This is a genomic window from Pelotomaculum isophthalicicum JI (genome assembly GCF_029478095.1).
In the GTDB taxonomy this organism is placed as follows: domain Bacteria; phylum Bacillota; class Desulfotomaculia; order Desulfotomaculales; family Pelotomaculaceae; genus Pelotomaculum_D; species Pelotomaculum_D isophthalicicum.
Map to the genome: position 1 here is coordinate 32,604 of NZ_JAKOAV010000008.1, position 19,755 is coordinate 52,358.

The following is a 19,755-nucleotide window of genomic DNA, read 5'->3' on the forward strand; positions in this document are numbered from 1 at the left end:
CCCCCTTCCATGCCTAGTCTATATTTCCCACGCGTCTTTATCAGGTTTTTTAAATTTTGAAATTATTACGGCGAATAAAATCATTAGAATGGCCTGCGGTAGAGTAATTAATTTCCATAATAAGTAATCTGACAAGAATACCTGTTGATCTAGTTTTGTGATCAAAAAAAATGATTTATTTATCACCAATTCCAATATCGCCAAGGTAGTAAAACTCGCAAAGGCGGCAATAAAACTATTTAACTGTGTAGTCCTGGTGGCTTTTATAATAAAAAGGGCCAATAATAATGTAGCAGCAACTGAATGAAGACCAAAAGAATTTAGAGGTAGAGATCTTATTATAAAAATTATTATAGTCAGTGCCGTGCCGGCCACCGCTATGATTCTCCAGCGAAGCGGCACCCCGGCCAAAGCCAAACCAAAAGCCACAGTACCCATAATTTCAGGGATACCTTGCATAAAAAACAACAGTGTCTTTTCCATCTGTCAGTCCACTCCAACTTTTATAATTTTAGAGAAATCAACTCATATTCTCCACGCGTCTCTGTCGGGTGCTTTATACTTTGAAATTATCAATGCAAATAAAATCATCAGTATAGCCTGCGGCAGGCCGACCAATTTCCACAACAATTCATTTGATACGAAAACTTGTTGATCGAGTTTTGTGATAAGAAGAAACAATTTAATAATTACAAATTCCAATGTCGCCAGAGTGGTAAAACTCGCAATAGCGGCAAAAAAACTATTCATTGCTGTAATCCGGGTGGTTTTAATGATAAATACAGCTAAGAGCAAAATTACCATAACCATATGAATACCAAAAGTTATTTGCACGGATCTAATCACATAAATTATTATGGTCAGCACCGTACCGGTCGCCGTGACGATCCTCCAGCGAAGCGGCACCCTGACCAGGGCCAAACCAAACGCCACTACACCCGTTATTTCAGGGATGCCTTGCATAAAAAACAGCAGAATCTTTTCCATTTATTTTCTCTCGTCATTATTTTTTTGGGATACTTCTACAAATGTTATCAAAAACCTGCCAATTAATTGATTAAATTTCTACAATATTCCAACTTTTTTCGACAAAATATTATTTTAGGCTCCTGGAACGCTTCTAATAGGTGGTCTTTTTTCAAGAATTGCAATATTTTTTAAGTCTTTAAATCAGGCTGGAGAATAGATATATATAAAAAAATGGAGGTGGTTTCGCTTGGTTGACAAGGAGAATTTGAAGGAGTTAAGCAAATGGGCCGGTTTTGTCGGTATCATGACAATTATTTTCGGTGCGATATCAGCGATTGGAGGTCTTTTCGCGTTCATTATTGGCGCGATTCCTGGAATTATAGCGATAATACTTGGCATAAAGTTGCGCAACACAAAGCTATACGCTGATGAACTTTTGGCCGGCGAACAGGATGAAACAAAATTGAATATGCTTTTTATGAATCTAAACACTTATTTTAAAATACAAGGAATTTTAATAATCATATCCCTGGCGTTTATGATTCTTGGTATGCTGACGGGTGTTTTCGCGGGTTTTGCCTTTAGACACATTTTTTAAATTCGACCATGTGGTCATGCAGCTTTACGCACTTGGCATTGTGGATGTATTTTTCTGTATCACTTTTGTTAACGCATCCATTATTTGAACTGGCGCAAATTGTTCCACTTGTGATAATGCAAATTCGGAAGATAAAGCTTCGCCGGGGATGAATTCATGCCTATTAATTATCGCGTCATAGACGTCACAAGCTCCAATTATCAACATCTCTAAAGCCGGTTCTTGCAGACCGTCGGGATAACCGCCGCCTCCTGGCCGCTCATGATGACCACGAACCAAGGCATTTATAAATTCCGGCGATTTTGGCCATATTTCATCAAGTATATTTAAAGAAGCGATGGGATGAGCAGTAATCACCGCCCAATCAGAAGGTTCTATTGGAAATTTAGTTAATAGTTCAGGCGGCCATGTGGTTTTTCCTAGATCATGCAGGTAAGCCGCCAATGTTATTTTTTTGTGATTAGACATATGCAGAAGCGAAGTAACCGCATATGTCAGGTTGGCAACCCTTCTGCAATGACCCTCAACCAGTGGATAAATAAGAAGAGTTTTCTTGGCGATATCAACCACGTCCATTGAATCATCTCCCTTCGGTATTATTCGACATTTTACAGGTTTTACCTCCTTTCTTTTGAGAATAAATTAGAATAATACCAATTTTTTTCGCAATTCATCAAGATATCAAAATATACCTATAGTTACCAACCCATTCCAGGGTGGACATAAGTGAAAGGTAAAAGTAAGGAAGCACTATATGCTTCCTTACTTTTTTGATATAATTACATTTATGGTAATTAATTACAGACGATCCCCGACCAGGAGGTTAATCCGTAGTTATCGCACTGACTAATTTGGGAGGGATTTCTCAATGAAATTTCGCAGCGCATTTTGTATATTATCCTGTATTATCATAATACATTTACTTTTCATCAGTTCTATCAATAATGCATTGGCGAATGACGCAGATAAATTAACAATAAATTATTTCATTCCTCACACAGGCTACAGATTCAGCTACACGTCGTTATTAAATAACAACGATAAATATGATTATGTAACCACCTGGGAAGAATCAGCGCCGGGAGCATACAAGCAAATTTTTTATAATAAAGATGGATCTCGAAGCTATTCAATATATCAACTAAATAAAGATACTTTAATGGGTTTGGAAAGCGGCTTCGAAATACCGGAAAGTGAAGTCATTGTCGAAAAAAATATTGAAGGAAGCGACTTGGTTTTTCAGGAGCAAACACCTGGAGGTACTTGGCTAAGCCGGTATATAACCATAGACAGCTATAATAACATATCTGAGTATAAATGCACTTACAAATACAATGGGCTGGAAAGAATAAATATCCTCGGGCATGATGTTCAGGCGGCAAATATACTATGGGAGAAAGAGTGCGCTGCAAAACAGCAGTCTTTTTACTCCGAATGGTGCAATATACCGTCCGTCAGTAAAGGTGAGGATTGGTACGTTGAAGGAATGGGCTTGGTGAAGAGAGTTTATGGTATTAGCCATAAAGGCTCCCAAGCATTATCTTGCACCGTTTTTTTAACCGGAATATTTGACGCGAATAATAACAAAATAGAATTTTATGATAATTAAACTTTTTTAAAAAATTCAAATATATTTATCAATTTCTAAAGGTATCCCTTGCTTTTTATAGAAATCAGTTAGAACTATTGCAAAAACAGAAAAACTTGGGGGGTATTTTCATGGCGCAAGACATTTTGGACTCATTGATTAAAATTGCCCCGTTAATCCAAGATATGATTCCTGTTGATTGTACAATTGGAATAACGGACAGGGAGAAATATATCTATTATCTACCCGGTCAAGAAATAAACTTGGGCAACTTGGCAGGAAAACCAATCCCCGAGGGCGGCGGTATGTACAAAGCCATTAAAACGGAAAAGATCATTGACGCGGTGTTACCTAAGGAAGTTTATGGCGTACCCTTTAAATCCAGGAGCCTACCCTTGAGAGAGAAAAGTGGCAATGTAGTTGGCGGCCTAGCCCTCGGCCTTAGTTTAAAAAGCCAGGGGGCAGTAATGGATATTGCCCAAGTAGTCGCTTCTTCAACACAACAAACTTCAGCTACCATAAAGGGACTTGCCTCATCCGCTCAACAGCTGGCTGACATTCAAAACATCCTTGAGACTTTAGGAAAAGAAGTGGTTGAGCAGGTCAAGAAAACTGACACGATTTTAGGTTTTATTCATGATGTCGCCAACACTTCTAATTTACTTGGCCTTAGCGCCGCCATAGAAGCGGCGAGAGCGGGGGAGAACGGCAAAGGTTTTTCGGTGGTAGCCGATGAAATCCGTAAAATGTCGGTAAAAAATACACAAGCCGTTAAGGAAATTAAAGAAATACTTGCTACGATAAACAATACAGCATTACTAATGATCGAAAAAGTAATTAACACAGCCGCTTTTAGCGAGGAACAGGCAGCTGCCACCCAGGAGATTTCCGCGGCTATGCATGAACTGGCCAACTCGGCTGAAAAACTTGAAGAAGTTGCCAGGATTAAATAAAACTGAATAATGCAAATAGATTTTTGCGAAAAGGAGCTGCTTTTTTGAGTGGTAGCTTCTTTTATTTTAATATATGGGAAGGGTATGTTTTTAATAAACCCGGTGACAATAAGAAAAAATTAAGGGGGATTGTTATTTATGCAATTGTCGCCAGGCGAAAGATCTATTCTTTCTTATTTCTCTTCGGATAATCAAGCTCAGAAAGCTGTAAATGCGTTAAGGAACGCCGGAATGAAAGAGGTCCGGTTAGACCGTGTATCCCGTTACGGAGAGGAGCTTAACAGGGAATTCAATAATCCTGTAAATAATGCTCTAAGTTTAACCGGGCTTACTTTATTCTCAAGTGGCGACAGTGAGAATCTGAACGATAATGGTAGGATATTATTGGGCGCGGATCCTTCTTCCAGCGGTTACGGGTGCGCCGATTATGGAGTGGCCGGCGGGCGGGCTTTTTTAGTTACGGTGGTGACAAGCGATAAGCATGTAAATAAAGCTGTGGAAATAATAAAACAAAAGGGCGGAGAAGTATAACAAATCATAGTGTACCTCATGTTTAATTGGTTGAGCAAATGACAATAATATTAATAAATTACTTAGAAAGGATTAAATATTATTATGTTTCCATCACTTGCTGAATACTTTCAAACAGTGCAAAAGCGCTTGCCGGAAGAAGCGGAAAGAGTAATCAAATCCTTGGAAGACAGCGGTCCAATGAATAAGGAGGATTTATCACTCACCGCCAAAGTTAAAAGAGCCGTTTTAGATCATGTAGTCATGCAGCTTTACGCGCTAGGCATTGTGGACGTCAGCACCGAAGGAAAAAGCAAGATATGCAGTCTGACAAAATTGGGTTATGAATTTTTCAGCTTAAAGGATGCCGTTTAAAGGCATCCTTTTTTCACCTAATTCCTCACAACTTCGAACATAATTTATTAACCAGTTAATCTTGCTAATTTCATTTGGTTCTTCAGTACTATTAAGCATTTCATCACATGAAATTAGAAGTTTTTCTATAATTTCAACTCTACAGACCAAGAGAAAGTCCACATAATATAAACCATCATTATCTTTTTTCACTAAGTGGATAAGATGTTTTCTTTCTTTAAGATTTGGATGAACTTCACATAATTTAGGGTGCAAGTATTGCATATCAAAATTATAGTCTTCCAAATACTTTCTTTCAATTATAATACGTGGGTAAATTGCGGCCTTCGATTCTAACTCGTAAGCTTTAACTAAAGCTGGGCCAAAAACTATATTGCCGCTATGGAATAGCTTTCCGCAAACAATTCCTCCACGAAGCATGAAACCAAGAAATGCCAAATGTGCCTGTAACAACATCACATCCAATAAAAGAAAAACCATCGTTTCCTCTTTCTTGGGATATGATATGACAATACTGTCCGAAAAAGCCGTTACTTTCCTGCCGCTTTTGACAAACTCATCAGTACTATTACAAAAATCATTGTATTTTTTATAATCATAAGTTAGGAATTTTAACGCTGAACAAATTCGAAGCGTTTTTTCATGATCATGAGAACTCTCATTCACTCTTTTCCGAAATCCTAGTATGTCAATGAAAGCTGTAACTCTTTCACGATATTTAAACTCATCCAGCACATTATCTTTTAAATCATTCATTTATATACACTCCCCTACTATCTAATTCAACAGTAGAGGAATATTTCCTTCTTTTATAGAGGCTTGCCCTTTCATCGTGTTGAGGACTGGAAACAAGAAACCTTCCCCGCGTAGAGGAAGGTTTCTAAGTTACGCTTACTAATTATTGACCGCCGAAAATTTTCACCGTTTGGGTCGAGTCGTCCCAGCTTACTTTTGCACCAAACGCCTCCGCTATAAAGCGCAGGGGTACGAAGGTTCTGTCGTTAACAACTTCCGGCGGGACATCAATTGATAGTGACTGATTGCTCTTGAAAGCTTCTTTTTTACCTACCCACAGTTTGATATTGTCGGATTTGTGGACTAAATCAATTCGGCTTTCCGAAGCGGTCCATGTCACTTGCGCCCCCAGGTTATTAGATATTGCTCGCAATGGGACCATCGTCCGGTCATCTTTGGTGTAAGGAGCATCTGTAAACTTGATCGGTACATTGTCAATCATTACCCTGGTCCCCTGGTCAGCTATCTGGCTTAACTGCACGTCTCCCCGATAGGACCACAGCAGGGCATAACGGCCATCACCCAAGTCTGTCTCTGCTTCTGCCACACCGTTAGTACCGTCCCAAAATATTTGAGACGGCAGTTCAACCCAATTCTTGTTTGATTCATCCCAATAGCCAATTCTGAAACATCCTATCGGCTGTTCTATATCCATTTTACTGGCTCTTTTAAAATCAATGTCTTTAAAAGAGAATACCAGGCGTACCTGCTTTGCGAGCTGAGTGACTACTCCGGCTGAGGCGTTTGTCATTATTACGTCCACGGACCGGGTCACGTAAAAATCGTCGACGGGGATGATTTTCCTGGCATCGGTGGTCTTAGGCGTAACGTATACAGCGGTGTTGTTGGCTTTTGCCGGTGCCTCTAACCTGACAATAAAATATACCTAATACAATACTACATTTCCCCACTAAATCATTTAAAAGGTAATAATGATATATAAAAAATATCTTTCTTCTTAGCTGATTGCACACAAGGTTTCAGAAAGTGATAAGCAAAAGGCTAACTTCGACGCTGTGACTAAGGCTTATGCCCAAGCAAGTAAAGATTTAAATGACTCCTACTTTTTGGGGATTTATCATTTTTCTTCCTTAAATAAGATAGTAGTTCTCAAATTGAACTAATAATTTAGTGGTGTTGTTCTGCTAGCGGGTGGTTCTAGTTGAACATTTTATTTGTTGTGATATAACTGCCCTCGCCATTAGACAGGCGAATAGTAAATTGTTCCTTACAAAAAACAGAGGATACAAGAATCAATTAGCCTATTGAATTACCAGTTAGATGCTGTCGAAATATCTTCGTTTCTTTCTTTAAACTAAAAAGGTATAATGGATTTACCAACATGGATTGAAGGGGGCAGGTTTCCTGGATATCTCAATCTTACGTAAAGCTGTGTTGGAAGAACGATATGAAGTCTCCCAGCATGCGGAGCAGGAGAGACGAAACGATAATCTGCTTATTGAGGACATAGAAAAGGCAATACTAACTGGTGAGATAATTGAGCCATATCCGGATGATCCGCGTGGGCAAAGTTGCTTAATTTATGGAAATGCCATATCTGGGCGACCGGTTCATGTTGTGATTGGTTTTTTACCTACCGGCTGGTGCCGGATTATTACAGTGTATGTACCAAGTTCCGATTATTGGGAAGATGATTGGAAAACAAGAAAACGGAGGGCAAACCAATGAAGCACGAATATGCCGACTGCTCCTTTTGTGGAGGTAAAGTAACGGAGAAAAAAATCCAGGTTGATTATCGTACAGGCGATGAATTGGTAGTTTTTGAAAACGTCCCAGCCGGTGTATGCAGACAGTGCGGTGAAAAATATTATACCGCCAAAGTCGTCAAAGCCTTGGAACAAATGGCACGTGATAAGACTATTACTGGTAGAATCATTCATATTCCTGTAAAGTCCTTTACAGAAAAAAGAGTAATCTAATTGATAGTGCCAAAGCTGTTTCTGAAAGACTTGGGCATACAGAACCAACCTTTACAATTAGAACCTATGGTCACACTAATGATGAGACAGATTTTAAAATAGCTAAGGAACTTGAAAATATTTTACCGTATAAAAATACTCCGATAATAAAGAAAAACCGGCTTCTCTGCTACCGGTTTAATCAAAATCTGGTGTGGGCAAAGATGATTTTGGCCACACTTAAAAACCCTGAAACCCTTGATTTTACTGGTGGGGATGACTGGTTTCGAACCAGTGGCCTCTTGAATGTGAGTCAAGCGCTCTCCCACTGAGCTACACCCCCGTATTTGACTATTTTATTCTAACATATAGAAGGCCGAATGGCAAGATGAACAGCGCATAATACATAGAACTACATGCCTTACCTTTACACAAATGCACACTATAGCTGGTTTACAACCAAACCTGTGATTAACTTCGGATAGAAGAAAGTGCTCTTTTGCGGCATTTTCTCCCCGTTATTAGCCACATTGATCACTTCTTCCACAAAAGTGGGGTTTAGGAACAAAGCTAACTGGCATTCTCCCCTATCCACTAAGGACAGGGCAACTTCTTCTTCACGAGTATAGGTTATATGTTCAGCTTTTGCCATAAGTTCGCCGCCAATACCCAAAAGCCTGTCAACAACCAGCGAGTGCAGTATCGAAACGTCCAGCCCCTGCCAGGCGGGAGACTTTCCTTGAGGCATTATTTCGGAAAGTTCTTTTTCGTTTTTCAGCTGCAATAAGTAAAATATATTTTCCCCGGCATACAAGCCAAAAACGTGTGGGTGATAAGCAAGAGTATCCTGTGTGAGGGGGGCCTTTCCTTTATCTTTGCCTACTTGTCCACGTTCAGCCATGAGTTTGATGAGTTCCTGCAAACTGCTCCCGTTCGCTCCCAGGCGATGTTCCTCCACGACGAAGCTGTCTTTTATCCGCTCAATAATCCGTCTAATATCTAAATTATCAACATTTTTTATCAGACGGTGTGTGGGCAGGACCACCAATCCGGGGTCGTACAAGTTTACCAAAGTCATCATCATATAATTATATGGCTCATTTTGCGCATGCTGCGCTTCTCTCTCCATTTTATAATTCAAAGCGGTCTCGTAACGATGGTGGCCGTCGGCAATGAAGATCCGCTTATCGGCCATTATTTGCTGCACCTTGCTGATTACTGCCTGATCAGTAATCACCCACATCCGGTGCGACTCGCCAATTTCATCGGTAAAGCTTATATCCGGCAAGGTCCTTGCTACCGCTTCGCGTAAAGATTGCTCCACCTTTTTTTCTTTATCGGCGTACAAGCTGAAAATCGGGCTGAAATTAGCCCTGCAGGCACGCATCAAGTCCAGGCGGTCCGCCTTGTGTTTAGGTATGGTTTCCTCATGAGGCAATACGATACCTTTATCGTAAGGCTCTAGCTTGACCCCGCAAATAAAGCCGCTGCGAATTTTCTTTTCCCCGCCGGCAAAAAACTCCTGCTCATAGAGGTATAGGGCCGGTTCGGTTTCGGTTATTAAAACGCCGTCTTTAGTCCAGGCGTCAAAGTCCCTGGCCGCCCTGGTATAGCGGTTGTCTGCTTCGTCATCTTCCGGATAGGTCTTCCCGTATTCCAGGCGAATAATGTTATATGGGTGACGTTTGTAATACCGGTCCTGGGCGTCAGTGTCAATGACATCGTAAGGCGGTGTGACGACCTTGGCCATCTCCTCAATTCTTCCCGGGTTGTAGCGTAAACCTTTAAAAGGTACTATCGTTGCCATAAAGAGAACCCCCTCAATAAACTGGCACTAGGATTAACGCCACGCTTTTAGCATGAATAGTAAAGTTCTAAATACAATACTTTTAAATTGTATTATAATAGTGATTAAAATACAATGATATATGTCACGTGTTATCTTTTCTGGTCCAACGCTCACTGTCACGGTACCGGTACTTGGCCATCACCCGCTTAAACGCGTCCTCCAAGTCAATATTCAATGAATTGGAGTAGCAAATCAGGATGAACAATATGTCAGCCAGCTCAAGCGCCAGGTCTCCAATTGGCTCATCCGGTTTTTTAGGTTTTTCCCCATATTTGATATCCATAATAATTCCTCCCAAAAGGGTTTTCTAAATTATTTACACTATTGCGCGTGTCTATGTGTCATAATCCGCAGAATTGAAAAGTATATTAAATAATACGACAAAAGGACGGGAGGTAGCGTCTTGCGGCGTCCTTGCTGGGTAGTATTAAATAAAAAAATTTCCTTCATATTTCTGGCGGTAATCTTTATCTTGCTTATTTTCTTTTTGGCAAGTATGACCATTAAATCCCGCGGGGCCGGAAAAGCTCCTCCCCGGGAGATGTTCAAGATCGGACTGGAAAGGACAATTGCCAGCGAGAGCTTCCGTTACCAGACAGAAACCAAACTGATCACAACAGGCAAAGCAAATATTAATTTTTATAGCAAAGTCGAAGGCGAGAGAGCGGCTCCCGACCAGGTCCAGATGAAAGGGACCATCATGAATACACCAGTTGATTTCATTCAAGTGGGCGATAGTTCGTATTTCAGGGACCAGCCTTCCGGCAGGTGGGTCTCCCTGCCCGGGAACAAACTCTCGGACATGGAGATCTTTTATGCCGAGTTGAACCCGCTAGCTTATTTCAACTTTAAAGATATCCCCGACTTAAAATATAAAGGTATTGTAAAAGTAAACGGTGAACGACTGCTGCAAATGGAAATCCGCCCAATCCTTATGGATCCTTTTCTTGAACTCCGGCTAACCGACTTTTCTTATATGATATGGTTAAGTCCGGAGGACTACCGGATCAAACAAGCGCTGATACAGGCAAAGGAAAAAAATAGTCCCCAAAGCGGTATCGAGATCAACTTAAGCTTTTGGGATTATGACAAAAATATATCAATTGTACCGCCTGATGTAAACTAAATATTTCAAGGCCCGTTACATAAAATACGGGTCTTTTTGTTATGTTTGATATCTTATTCGATTATGCGGCGATTGACATGACGACAACATACTTGTTATAATATGCCGGATTTTAAAGCTTATTTTCTCCGGGGGGGGTTGGTTGTGCATCCAGACGGTGAAAAAATATTGCTTACAGAAGAGCAAATAAAGCTGCAGGTAACTAAATTAGGCAGGCAGATTTCACAAGACTATGCTAATAAAGAAATATTGGTAGTCGGCATACTTAAAGGCGCTATGGTGTTTCTGGCCGACCTGGTACGCAAAATTACGATACCAACTTACTTTGATTTCGTCGCTGTATCCAGCTATGGAAGCTCAACCAAATCATCAGGGGTGGTCCGGATTCTTAAAGATTTAGACCGGAGCATCCAGGGCCGTCATATTTTAATCGTGGAAGACATCATTGATTCCGGCCTGACCCTGAATTACCTGTCAGATAATTTGAGCTCCCGCGGCCCTGCCAGCATTAAATTATGCGCGCTGCTCGACAAACCGTCCAGGCGAATCGAACCGGTGAATATCGATTACTGCGGCTTCACCATTCCTGACGAATTTGTGGTCGGATACGGCCTTGACTACAATGAGCGTTACCGGAACCTCCCCTACATTATGATTTTAAGTCCGAAAATTTACGGTGGAGGAAAACAAAATGTCACTGCATGAGCAAGAAATGATCATTGTGCTCGATTTTGGCGGCCAATACAGCCACCTGATCGCGCGCCGCATCAGGGATCTGAAGGTATTCTGCGAGATGCTGCCGTTTTCAACACCACTTGAAGACATTATTGCCAAAGGGGCCAAAGGAATTGTTTTCTCCGGCGGGCCTTCCAGCGTTTACAGTGAAGGCGCTCCTTCATGCGACCCGGGCATCTATAAACTGGGCATCCCGATATTGGGCATTTGCTATGGTATGCAACTTATGGGCCGTCAGTTGGGCGGCGTGGTATCTCCCGCCGCGCACCGGGAATACGGCAAGACAGAATTGACTGTGCTTGAGCGGGACAAGCTTTTCATAAACCTGGAGCCAACCGAACAATGCTGGATGAGTCACGGCGACATGGTCGAATCACCACCACCGGGATTTACTGTCACGGCGACTACCAGCAAGGCGCCCGTAGCAGCCATGGCTCGCGCGGAGCAGTCCTTATACGCGGTGCAGTTTCACCCGGAAGTGGTTCACACGCCAAAAGGGCAGGATATACTGCAAAGATTTCTCTTTGATATATGCGGCTGCCACGGTCTTTGGACCATGACCTCATTTCTTGAACAAGCCGTTGATGAAATACGCCGGCAAGTGGGAGATAAGAAAGTGCTTTGCGGCCTGAGCGGCGGAGTGGATTCTTCCGTCGCCGCTGTTCTGGTCCATCAGGCGGTAGGCGACCGTCTTACCTGCGTCTTTGTGGATCACGGCCTGTTGCGCAAAGGTGAAGCGGAGCAGGTTCTTAAAGTTTTCAGGGATAAATTTAAAATCAATCTCATCGGGGTTGAAGCGCATGAACGCTTCCTTTCGAAATTATCAGGTGTAACAGATCCCGAACGCAAGAGGAAAATTATCGGGGAAGAATTTATCCGCGTTTTTGAAGAAGAAGCGGATAAACTTGGCCAAATAGATTTTCTGGTGCAGGGAACGCTTTACCCTGATGTGGTGGAAAGCGGCACCGCCACGGCGGCCGTAATCAAGTCACACCACAATGTGGGCGGACTGCCGGAGGACATGCGGCTGAAATTAATTGAACCACTGTGCTGGCTATTTAAAGATGAAGTGAGAGCGCTGGGTGAAGAGATGGGGCTGCCGGACGAAGTCGTTTGGCGCCAGCCATTCCCGGGGCCTGGACTGGGAGTCCGTATTACCGGTGAAGTTAACGCCGAGAAGGTGGCAATCTTACAAGAAGCGGACGCAATATTTGAAGAAGAAATTAGAAAGGCCGGCCTTTACCGGAAGATCTGGCAATCCTTCGCCGTATTGCCCGACATGAGAAGTGTGGGGGTAATGGGAGACGAGCGTACCTATGCTTATACAGTGGCGCTTAGGGCGGTAAATAGCCAGGACGCTATGACTGCTGACTGGGTTCGCCTTCCTTACGAAGTGCTTGAGTCTGTCTCTTCCCGCATTGTCAGCGAGATCAGGGCCGTTAACAGGGTGGTTTACGACATTACTTCAAAACCGCCGGCGACAATAGAGTGGGAATAGCATCTCTAACATTATTTATCAAATGCCGATATTTATACCTAAAGAAATGGTTATTTAAAACGCGGGACAACTTTATCAGTTTTAAGAATTATGGATAGTTCACTCAAAATAAAATCAATTTGATGACTGTAATATGAGTTCGCAAATACGTTAGACCTAACCTAATAATACAACACTAAGCAACTTTATAATAAATTTAGCGTTTATATTTGACATTATAATATTACCTATATATAATAATTTCTAAAATACAAAAAGGTGGTCTAAAACAAAATGGCATTCGAAGTTTATAAGCCAAGAGGGGAACGGGCTGAAAAATTACCCCTAGTATCATTGTCAAAGAATTCTCTGGTGATGAACAACAAAGCGCGCGAAAAACTAAACAAACCTGAAATTGTGGAATTAGCATATGACAAGAGCAGCAACACAATAAGAATCAAGTCATCAAAAGACGGCCTGAATGTTAAAAAGACAAAGGTTTTCGCCAAAGGGTTTTTTAATTACTTCGATATAAATAAAAAGGGAAGATTCGCAGCCGTTTATGACGAAAACGAAAGTGCACTTTATGTAAACATCGATAACACTAACCTGCAATAAAGCAGGTTAGTTTGTTTTTGGATATCTGGAAGCCGGAAACATCACTGAACAAATCAAAAGAACAATGAAACTTGCCAGCAAGCCTGCATATAATGGATCAATTCCTCCAGGAACGGCTAGTTTCCAAGCCAGGTCGGCCATCGGCCCTACTGCCAGGGCTAAAATGCCGCCTATGGGGCTGACTAAATTTTTAAAGAAAACCGCACCTAACAACGGAAGAAATATGCAAGCCCCACGCAACCCCATGGAGAGAAAGCTCCATTGCAAGATCATTGATTTCAGGTTTCCAGTTACAAAGAGAATGGTCAAACCTATTACTGCAATCAGAACTACCCTTGATATCATCAACATGCGGCGGTCGTCAGCCTGAGTATTGATGTATTTCTGATAAATATCCCTGGTAAACATAGTGCTAATCCCTAAAGTAAGGCCTGCCGCAGTCCCTATGACAGCCACTAACAGCACAGCCAGCACAATCCCCCCAAGCCAGGGGGGCAAGAAATTGATCACAAACACCGGCAAGGCTTCGGAAGCTATCATATCCGGGTAGTTCAATTTCATGTACATGCCGACAAGCAATCCCGCCAAGCCACTCGGCAGCACAAGAACTCCCGAACATATAGCGCCAAGCTTGGACGTTTTTACATCTTTTCCGGAAAACATCGCTTGCAAATAAGTCTGTGTGGACATAACTCCCACAATTAGCGAAAAGCCGGCGGCTATGTCCGTGGAGAACCCCCGGCCAAAGAAACTGAGCCAGGGGAAAGGAGGAAATGAGTTGATGATGCCTGCCGCTCCCCCCACCTTGGTGTAAGCCAGCAAGCCTGTGACAATTAAAGAACTATATAGGATAACAAGTTTCACAATTCCTACAATACCGGTGCTCATTACTCCGCCAAAATAGACATAGCATATTACCAGAACTATGGCGATTAAGGCGGCGTTAATAGAACTAAGTTGAAATATTGGTGATATTAAGGCAATAGCAGCCAAAATTTGGGCTATGATATTTAAGAATATACCCGTTGAACTAAAGATACTGGCAATGGGCCCCGCGGCCGGACCATAATTCATAACTAAAAATTGCGGTATTGTTTCTAATTTCGACTCCCGCAGCGGCTTGGCCAATAGTAAAGCGAGCAAAAAGCAGCCTGCTCCCGCGCCAAGGGTGAACCACCAAGCCGACATGCCATACCTAAAAGCCAATTCCGCTGTTCCAACAGTTGAAGCGCCTCCCACCAGAGTTCCTGTAATAGTTCCTATTATCAGAATTACCCCGGCTTTTCTCCCGCTCACTGTGAAATCGGCGGCGCCGCTAACCTGCCTGCCCGCGTAAATGCCCACAAGGGATACAAAAGTCAATGTTAGCACAATACTGATTATATGGGAATAAGTTAAGCCATACATTGAAGATCCTGGTTTCTTGGGTTTTAAATTGCCCCGGGCTGATTATTTGGATTACTCCGCCCCAAGCGCACATTAATTTCGACGAATTATTCAGCGCCGGCATATTTCCGATCAGCACCTGCGGGCTGCCAGGCGCCCATGGAGCGGGCGTGACCGGCACGCAAGGCATCGGAGTTAAAACACCCATAGCCGCCGCCGTGGCTGACGCGACTGTGGGATTAGCCATGGAGTTACACATCCCAAAAGGCAGTATATTAACCATTGGCGCAAAATCCATTATTGTAGCGGCAGGCGTGGTTGCTAACACACGGTTTACCGGCAGCACCATCAACGTAGACGGCGCAACTCCGAAGCTGCATTGCAAGTTGGCCCCGTTGCATACAAGAACGCCCATTGGCAAATCACTCCCACAACAGATGCTAATTGAGCTTAAACTGAAGTCCTGGAATAAACATTTGCAAGCGTATCCAGTTCCTTACGGACACCCGGCAGCAGATAAAGAAATTCAAAACCGCAATAATGGATATTATCATAACTTTTTAGCGAAGCCAAGCGCACTTTAATATTAAATGAAACATTGCTTATCCGAAAGCTTGCGTAGATATCGTCACCGCTTTGCAACATCTTTGCCAGATCAGGAACCATGTAGGCCGTCAGGCCGCCCGCCGAAAACTTCACAAGAGTTGTTTGCACAGACTGTTTACCTGTGGAAAACTTAACATTTGTGGCGTATTTGGCGCTAAGAAATTTTCTTTTTTTTTGGCCAAAATGTTCCGGTATAGCCAGTCCATAAAATTTAGAAGAATCTGTTCCTATTTCCTCCAAACTCGTTTCAGCGCTATAAAACGCGGACGGCTTAACCAAACTCACCTTAACCCGCTGTTTTTCCTGCAGCATTAAAACCTGTCCATTTATTCTTGGAAGACCTATCCAGAAAAGCTTTTCATCAACTTCTGTGACAATAGCTTTAAATTCAATCTGCTCAGAGACCTGCAAATTGACCTCTTGCTTAACAACAATTATATCATTTTCATTAGTCACGTAAATGCAACTCCTTAGATTTATATCCCAATGAATCCTGCAAAACCTTAAGCACGCAAAGCCCGGGTTTCTCAAACAGAGGCAGATCATACTGTTTTGTTACAGGTTTGTATTGATTGTTATAGAAAATACGTACCAAAGGATATAGTGAGTAACCTTTCGGGGTGTCAACCGACACACCAATCATGCCGTTATTTAACTCAACGAGTGTCCCGGCAGGATAAGCGGCTATATTGTACATAAAAGCTTTTGCAACATTCTCTTTGACGTAATAGTTGCCTGCAGCTAAACACATCTCGAAAGCTTCATGAGGCGGGAATGCCTTCCGGTAAACTCTGTTCGCCGTGATCGCGTCAAACCTGTCGGCGATGGCTACAACTTGAGAGTATTCGTGGATCCTGTCACTCTGTATCCCTGCCGGGTAGCCTGACCCATCATAATTTTCATGGTGCTGAAGCGCCATAAGCGCCTGTATTTCACCGATATTTTCAGCATTGCGAATGAGTTCGTAACCCAAAATTGTGTGTTTTTTCATAATTCCAAATTCTTCGGAAGTTAAGGCCCCTGGTTTATTCAGGATTTCATCCGGTATTTTAACCTTGCCCAGGTCGTGCAGCAACGCCCCAACCCCCAGCACTTCCAACTCTTCGCGACTGTATCCCAATGTAATGCCAGTCATCAAGGCCAGCGTGCATACATTGACAGAATGAGCGAAAGTGTAATCATCCTGTGAACGCAGGTCTACCAGGTTAAATATTAAGTTTTTATTATTCAGGAGTTGCTCGGTAAATTCACCGACAGTATTATAGAGTGTCTGCGGTTCAATTACCAGGCGGCCGGACTCCTTGGCATTAACAAGGATATTTCTCACCTGGTTCACAGCCGCCAGGCGCGTTTGCCATTTTATCACGTCATTAACCTGTTGACCAATTTGCGCTCCATCTACCCATACAACAGTCACACCTTGTTTGAGAAGTTGTTGAATGTAGGTGTCGGTGAGTTGCTTCCCGGCCCTTAAAAGTTCTTCACCTCTACTGTTGTAAATCGCGCTGCTAAGTACCATGCCCGGCCGGAGAGATGAAATTTCAATCTTTCGCAAAATCAATTCATCCCCATCATTTGTTTTTAAATCTATTTATGGTAAAATTACTCTATTTTTTTCTGCGCCGATCAAAAAATTCCTTCAGAGATTTTGTCGAGTTGTGTCGATTAAGTTATTTTTTTACAAAATGAGTCTATTTTTGCATGTATAAAATATTGCCCTCTAATTAAAATAAGTTTATAAATTCAAAAAAGGAGGTTCCACAATTTGGACAAATCTTATGATAAAAGCAATAAGAACCGAAAAGCGCATGATATTCCTCAAGATATGATAGAAGACATACACAAGGCCAAACTGAACGATCCTAAAGCACATGAATATGAAATCAAGAAGAATATGTCTAAACATCAAACCGGGAAAAAGGGCATTAAATTCTAACATCCTTTTTATAAAATAAGGAATTTAAAAGTTTATGGACAGGTTTGAAATTTAATCATTCCTGTCTATTTTTATGCTTTTCAACTGTGTATTTAAATTATATTTGGTAAAATTATTTTTCTCAGGAAGGAAATTCCGTATAGTATAGAGAATATATATGCATCCACTGAGAAGAATTGGCCAATAGGAGGAGTAATCGCATGGGAGAGCTTATATATGCCAGAAAACAAGACGAAAACAGTTTGACAGGCGACAATCATGAATGGGAAGGGCCTTACTCACAGGCTGTGGTGCCTACAATTGATGTATACACAGCCAAGGTACTATTCAGCCTGACCCAAAAAATGATTGAGGATACTGTTGACAAACGCGTTTCCGCTTTGGAAAAAAATATTGAAAGAAGAGACCAGGAAGTTATGCGGACGATCCGTAGAATTCAAGCCCAGGTAGTCATACAACAAAACAAACACAAATCGCCGTTAACATGGTGGAAGAAATTATTTAAAACCAGACAGGCTTAACCTTGCGCATTCACGCAAGGTTTTTTTATTCATTGTCATATGCGCTGCATTTCGGACAATACAACTTAACTCCTTTATCTCCTTCAGGCAAGGGTTTTCCACATAAAATACACTCGCCTTTAGATTTCCTTCTTTCTTCAAGAACAGATTCTTGCTGCTCTTGAAGTATTTTTCTTACAATTTTATCCTGCTCACCTTTTTTTATATTCAAAAATTGCAGGCCGATCATAAATTGTTTTTTGTCATCGCCGCCACTGTCTTCTGTAACCCTCACTACCCGGCCTTTAAGGTTCAATTCTTCACCATAAGATAACTCTAATATGATTTCCAATTCATCATCTTTCTGAAGTTCTTCCCTAGTTGCAAAAAGAAGCCCGCCGCCGCTCATATTTATAACCTTTGCCCGCTTATATTTATCGTCCTCTTCACGTGCGTAAAGCACTTCTTGCTCAATGGAAAGACGCATCCAGTCTCTTTGTGTGCTGCTTCCTGCAGCTGTACCCGCAGTCCAGATATTTTGATTATTTACTCTCTTCATGGTACGATACCGGAAAACAATTAACCCCAGCAGCAAGATAATCAAAGCCAGCCACAACCACAAGTATTGTTGATTCTGCATTATCATATCATTCATAGCGTCGCCAAAAGCTTGCGTAAGTTTCCACGCATAACCGTCATAACCCATGCTGCCGCAGGCAGGTGTAACCGGCGTTGTTCCCCAAAAAACTACCGTTGCGAATAGCGCCGCAAGTAGTAAACTAACTCGTTTAATATTAGAAAACATTTATATCCTCCCTAAAAAATTATACTCTTTTATAACATATTACAAACCATTGCTTTGAAAAAGTAAAGTGTTTGCTGGAATATTTTTTATACTTCCCCTTGATTGATACTTTCTCGGCAACGAGCTTGATTAATTATGCAGAAATGATATAATTATTAAGCCTGCTAAAGATCGATAGACATCTCCTGACCGGGGTTGGTATTCGTCCATGCAGAGCACTTTGAGGTAAGGAGATGTTTTTATTGTTTTCAAGCAAGATGTTAGTGTGTAAGGATTGTGGGCAAGAATTCGAATTCACAGTAGGTGAACAAGAATTTTTTGCCGAAAAAGGTTTTACTAATGAACCTTCCAGATGTCCTTCCTGCCGTCAGGCAAGAAAAAACAACCGTAACCGTGATCAAGGCAATTGGTCCGGCAACAGGAAAAACCGTCCAATGTATGAAGTTACATGCGACGGTTGCGGTCAAATAGCACGGGTACCATTTCAACCAGACGGTTCCAGGCCTGTTTACTGCAGTGATTGTTTCCGCAACAATTCCAGCTACGCGCGGTAATTGCTGATACCATAATAATAGCGTATACTAAAATAAGCCTACCCGTTAAAAAGGGTGGGCTTGATTTTTAAATAGGAGCCGCGTTGTGTGCCCTAAGGCCGTTTAAATAAAATTGTCGGGCTAGGTAATTAAATCATTGCTCCTGGTAATACTATATATAGTCTATTTAATATATAGATAATCTACAGGAGGAATTAATACTATGTTTGGCACGGTTAAATGGTTTAACGACAGCAAAGGATACGGGTTCATTGAACAAGAAGACGGAACGGACATTTTTGTCCATTATTCAGCCATACAAAATTCCGGCTTTAAAACTTTGAACGAAGGTCAGAAGGTACAATTCGACATTAATTCCGGTCCACGCGGCCAACAAGCAGCCAATGTGCAGGTAGTTTAACGGCAAACGACAGAGCTAATAAAAGGTGAGTCAGGGGACGCGTGAGTCAGGGGACG

The 19,755-nt window shown here is 41.9% G+C and carries 26 protein-coding genes, 1 tRNA gene and 1 pseudogene; 15 read left to right on the plus strand and 13 right to left on the minus strand.

The window, feature by feature from the left end; genetic code table 11:
• Positions 1 to 18 precede the first annotated feature (18 nt).
• Together L7E55_RS06030 and L7E55_RS06035 are read right to left on the minus strand one after the other, a co-directional pair.
• A complete protein-coding gene (locus L7E55_RS06030) occupies positions 19 to 483 on the minus strand; it encodes a hypothetical protein (RefSeq protein ID WP_277443176.1) in 465 nt (154 codons plus the stop codon).
• A gap of 42 nt (positions 484 to 525) precedes the next feature.
• Positions 526 to 987, minus strand: a complete 462-nt coding sequence (locus L7E55_RS06035) for a hypothetical protein (RefSeq protein ID WP_277443177.1) — start codon at positions 985 to 987, stop codon at positions 526 to 528.
• A 229-nt stretch (positions 988 to 1,216) separates the two neighbouring features.
• On the opposite strand from L7E55_RS06035, the gene L7E55_RS06040 reads away from it, so the two are divergent.
• The gene (locus L7E55_RS06040; RefSeq protein ID WP_277443178.1) at positions 1,217 to 1,567 is read left to right on the plus strand and encodes a DUF5362 family protein; all 351 of its coding nucleotides are present in this window, start codon (positions 1,217 to 1,219) and stop codon (positions 1,565 to 1,567) included.
• A gap of 24 nt (positions 1,568 to 1,591) precedes the next feature.
• Here L7E55_RS06040 and L7E55_RS06045 read toward each other — a convergent pair whose 3' ends face one another.
• On the minus strand, positions 1,592 to 2,143 hold the full coding sequence (locus L7E55_RS06045; protein WP_277443179.1) for an HD-GYP domain-containing protein: 552 nt from the start codon (positions 2,141 to 2,143) through the stop codon (positions 1,592 to 1,594).
• Between the two features lie 292 nt (positions 2,144 to 2,435).
• Here L7E55_RS06045 and L7E55_RS06050 point away from each other — a divergent pair, with 292 nt between their 5' ends.
• The 4 genes from L7E55_RS06050 (at position 2,436) to L7E55_RS06065 (ending at position 4,993) form a co-directional block, all read left to right on the plus strand.
• Positions 2,436 to 3,176, plus strand: coding sequence for a hypothetical protein (locus L7E55_RS06050; protein ID WP_277443180.1), 741 nt, complete (start codon positions 2,436 to 2,438; stop codon positions 3,174 to 3,176).
• A 110-nt stretch (positions 3,177 to 3,286) separates the two neighbouring features.
• The gene (locus tag L7E55_RS06055; RefSeq protein ID WP_277443181.1) at positions 3,287 to 4,108 is read left to right on the plus strand and encodes a methyl-accepting chemotaxis protein; all 822 of its coding nucleotides are present in this window, start codon (positions 3,287 to 3,289) and stop codon (positions 4,106 to 4,108) included.
• Between the two features lie 138 nt (positions 4,109 to 4,246).
• Entirely contained in the window at positions 4,247 to 4,639 is a 393-nt protein-coding gene (locus tag L7E55_RS06060) for a hypothetical protein (protein WP_277443182.1), read from the plus strand.
• Between the two features lie 84 nt (positions 4,640 to 4,723).
• A complete protein-coding gene (locus tag L7E55_RS06065) occupies positions 4,724 to 4,993 on the plus strand; it encodes a transcriptional regulator (RefSeq protein ID WP_277443183.1) in 270 nt (89 codons plus the stop codon).
• Here L7E55_RS06065 and L7E55_RS06070 read toward each other — a convergent pair.
• Together L7E55_RS06070 and L7E55_RS06075 are read right to left on the minus strand one after the other, a co-directional pair.
• Complete coding sequence (locus L7E55_RS06070) at positions 4,976 to 5,749, minus strand: hypothetical protein (RefSeq protein WP_277443184.1); 774 nt, start codon at positions 5,747 to 5,749, stop codon at positions 4,976 to 4,978. The genes L7E55_RS06065 and L7E55_RS06070 overlap by 18 nt on opposite strands.
• A 142-nt stretch (positions 5,750 to 5,891) precedes the next feature.
• The gene (locus L7E55_RS06075) at positions 5,892 to 6,539 is read right to left on the minus strand and encodes a stalk domain-containing protein (RefSeq protein ID WP_277443185.1); all 648 of its coding nucleotides are present in this window, start codon (positions 6,537 to 6,539) and stop codon (positions 5,892 to 5,894) included.
• A gap of 596 nt (positions 6,540 to 7,135) precedes the next feature.
• Between L7E55_RS06075 and L7E55_RS06080 the strand changes: the two genes are divergently transcribed.
• Both L7E55_RS06080 and L7E55_RS06085 read left to right on the plus strand, forming a co-directional pair.
• Positions 7,136 to 7,477: a DUF4258 domain-containing protein gene (locus L7E55_RS06080; protein WP_277443186.1), complete on the plus strand. Its 342-nt coding sequence runs from the start codon at positions 7,136 to 7,138 to the stop codon at positions 7,475 to 7,477.
• Positions 7,474 to 7,728 (plus strand): type II toxin-antitoxin system MqsA family antitoxin, encoded by a 255-nt coding sequence (locus L7E55_RS06085; RefSeq protein WP_277443187.1) that lies wholly within the window; start codon positions 7,474 to 7,476, stop codon positions 7,726 to 7,728. Before L7E55_RS06080 ends, L7E55_RS06085 begins: the two co-directional genes overlap by 4 nt.
• A 247-nt stretch (positions 7,729 to 7,975) precedes the next feature.
• Here the strand turns inward: L7E55_RS06085 and L7E55_RS06090 are convergent.
• The 3 genes and pseudogenes from L7E55_RS06090 to L7E55_RS06100 form a co-directional block, all read right to left on the minus strand.
• A tRNA-Val gene (locus L7E55_RS06090) sits at positions 7,976 to 8,050 on the minus strand.
• A gap of 99 nt (positions 8,051 to 8,149) precedes the next feature.
• A complete protein-coding gene (locus L7E55_RS06095; protein ID WP_277443188.1) occupies positions 8,150 to 9,514 on the minus strand; it encodes a DUF1015 domain-containing protein in 1,365 nt (454 codons plus the stop codon).
• Positions 9,515 to 9,638: 124 nt separating this feature from the next.
• A pseudogene (locus L7E55_RS06100) lies at positions 9,639 to 9,830 on the minus strand (MazG nucleotide pyrophosphohydrolase domain-containing protein); the annotation flags it as partial.
• A 129-nt stretch (positions 9,831 to 9,959) separates the two neighbouring features.
• Between L7E55_RS06100 and L7E55_RS06105 the strand changes: the two are divergent.
• The 4 genes from L7E55_RS06105 to L7E55_RS06120 all read left to right on the plus strand — a co-directional run bounded on the left by L7E55_RS06105 (position 9,960) and on the right by L7E55_RS06120 (position 13,512).
• Complete coding sequence (locus L7E55_RS06105; protein ID WP_277443189.1) at positions 9,960 to 10,682, plus strand: hypothetical protein; 723 nt, start codon at positions 9,960 to 9,962, stop codon at positions 10,680 to 10,682.
• A 144-nt stretch (positions 10,683 to 10,826) separates the two neighbouring features.
• Positions 10,827 to 11,387, plus strand: coding sequence for a hypoxanthine phosphoribosyltransferase (gene hpt, locus L7E55_RS06110; RefSeq protein WP_277443190.1), 561 nt, complete (start codon positions 10,827 to 10,829; stop codon positions 11,385 to 11,387).
• Positions 11,374 to 12,915, plus strand: coding sequence for a glutamine-hydrolyzing GMP synthase (guaA, locus tag L7E55_RS06115; RefSeq protein WP_277443191.1), 1,542 nt, complete (start codon positions 11,374 to 11,376; stop codon positions 12,913 to 12,915). The genes hpt and guaA overlap by 14 nt, the downstream gene beginning before the upstream one ends.
• Before the next feature lie 273 nt (positions 12,916 to 13,188).
• Positions 13,189 to 13,512, plus strand: coding sequence for a hypothetical protein (locus L7E55_RS06120; RefSeq protein WP_277443192.1), 324 nt, complete (start codon positions 13,189 to 13,191; stop codon positions 13,510 to 13,512).
• Between the two features lie 6 nt (positions 13,513 to 13,518).
• Here the strand turns inward: L7E55_RS06120 and L7E55_RS06125 are convergent, their stop codons facing one another.
• From L7E55_RS06125 to L7E55_RS06140, 4 genes are read right to left on the minus strand one after another with little or no spacing between them, the layout of a single operon-like run.
• Positions 13,519 to 14,919, minus strand: coding sequence for a sodium:solute symporter family protein (locus L7E55_RS06125; protein ID WP_277443193.1), 1,401 nt, complete (start codon positions 14,917 to 14,919; stop codon positions 13,519 to 13,521).
• A complete protein-coding gene (locus L7E55_RS06130) occupies positions 14,828 to 15,313 on the minus strand; it encodes a DUF4280 domain-containing protein (protein WP_277443194.1) in 486 nt (161 codons plus the stop codon). The genes L7E55_RS06125 and L7E55_RS06130 overlap by 92 nt, the downstream gene beginning before the upstream one ends.
• Before the next feature lie 35 nt (positions 15,314 to 15,348).
• Positions 15,349 to 15,960, minus strand: a complete 612-nt coding sequence (locus tag L7E55_RS06135; RefSeq protein WP_277443195.1) for a PilZ domain-containing protein — start codon at positions 15,958 to 15,960, stop codon at positions 15,349 to 15,351.
• Positions 15,953 to 17,059 carry an HD-GYP domain-containing protein gene (locus L7E55_RS06140; protein WP_277443196.1) on the minus strand — a complete coding sequence of 369 codons (1,107 nt, stop codon included), beginning with the start codon at positions 17,057 to 17,059 and terminating at the stop codon, positions 15,953 to 15,955. The genes L7E55_RS06135 and L7E55_RS06140 overlap by 8 nt, the downstream gene beginning before the upstream one ends.
• A 210-nt stretch (positions 17,060 to 17,269) precedes the next feature.
• Here L7E55_RS06140 and L7E55_RS06145 point away from each other — a divergent pair, with 210 nt between their 5' ends.
• Both L7E55_RS06145 and L7E55_RS06150 read left to right on the plus strand, forming a co-directional pair.
• A complete protein-coding gene (locus L7E55_RS06145; RefSeq protein ID WP_277443197.1) occupies positions 17,270 to 17,440 on the plus strand; it encodes a hypothetical protein in 171 nt (56 codons plus the stop codon).
• 200 nt (positions 17,441 to 17,640) lie between these two features.
• Entirely contained in the window at positions 17,641 to 17,961 is a 321-nt protein-coding gene (locus L7E55_RS06150; protein WP_277443198.1) for a hypothetical protein, read from the plus strand.
• A gap of 25 nt (positions 17,962 to 17,986) precedes the next feature.
• On the opposite strand, the gene L7E55_RS06155 is transcribed toward L7E55_RS06150, so the two are convergent.
• On the minus strand, positions 17,987 to 18,745 hold the full coding sequence (locus tag L7E55_RS06155; protein WP_277443199.1) for a PilZ domain-containing protein: 759 nt from the start codon (positions 18,743 to 18,745) through the stop codon (positions 17,987 to 17,989).
• A 242-nt stretch (positions 18,746 to 18,987) separates the two neighbouring features.
• Here L7E55_RS06155 and L7E55_RS06160 point away from each other — a divergent pair, with 242 nt between their 5' ends.
• Both L7E55_RS06160 and L7E55_RS06165 read left to right on the plus strand, forming a co-directional pair.
• A complete protein-coding gene (locus tag L7E55_RS06160; RefSeq protein ID WP_277443200.1) occupies positions 18,988 to 19,299 on the plus strand; it encodes a zinc-ribbon domain containing protein in 312 nt (103 codons plus the stop codon).
• Positions 19,300 to 19,501: 202 nt separating this feature from the next.
• Positions 19,502 to 19,699, plus strand: coding sequence for a cold-shock protein (locus tag L7E55_RS06165; RefSeq protein WP_277443201.1), 198 nt, complete (start codon positions 19,502 to 19,504; stop codon positions 19,697 to 19,699).
• The last annotated feature ends 56 nt before the right edge of the window (positions 19,700 to 19,755 follow it).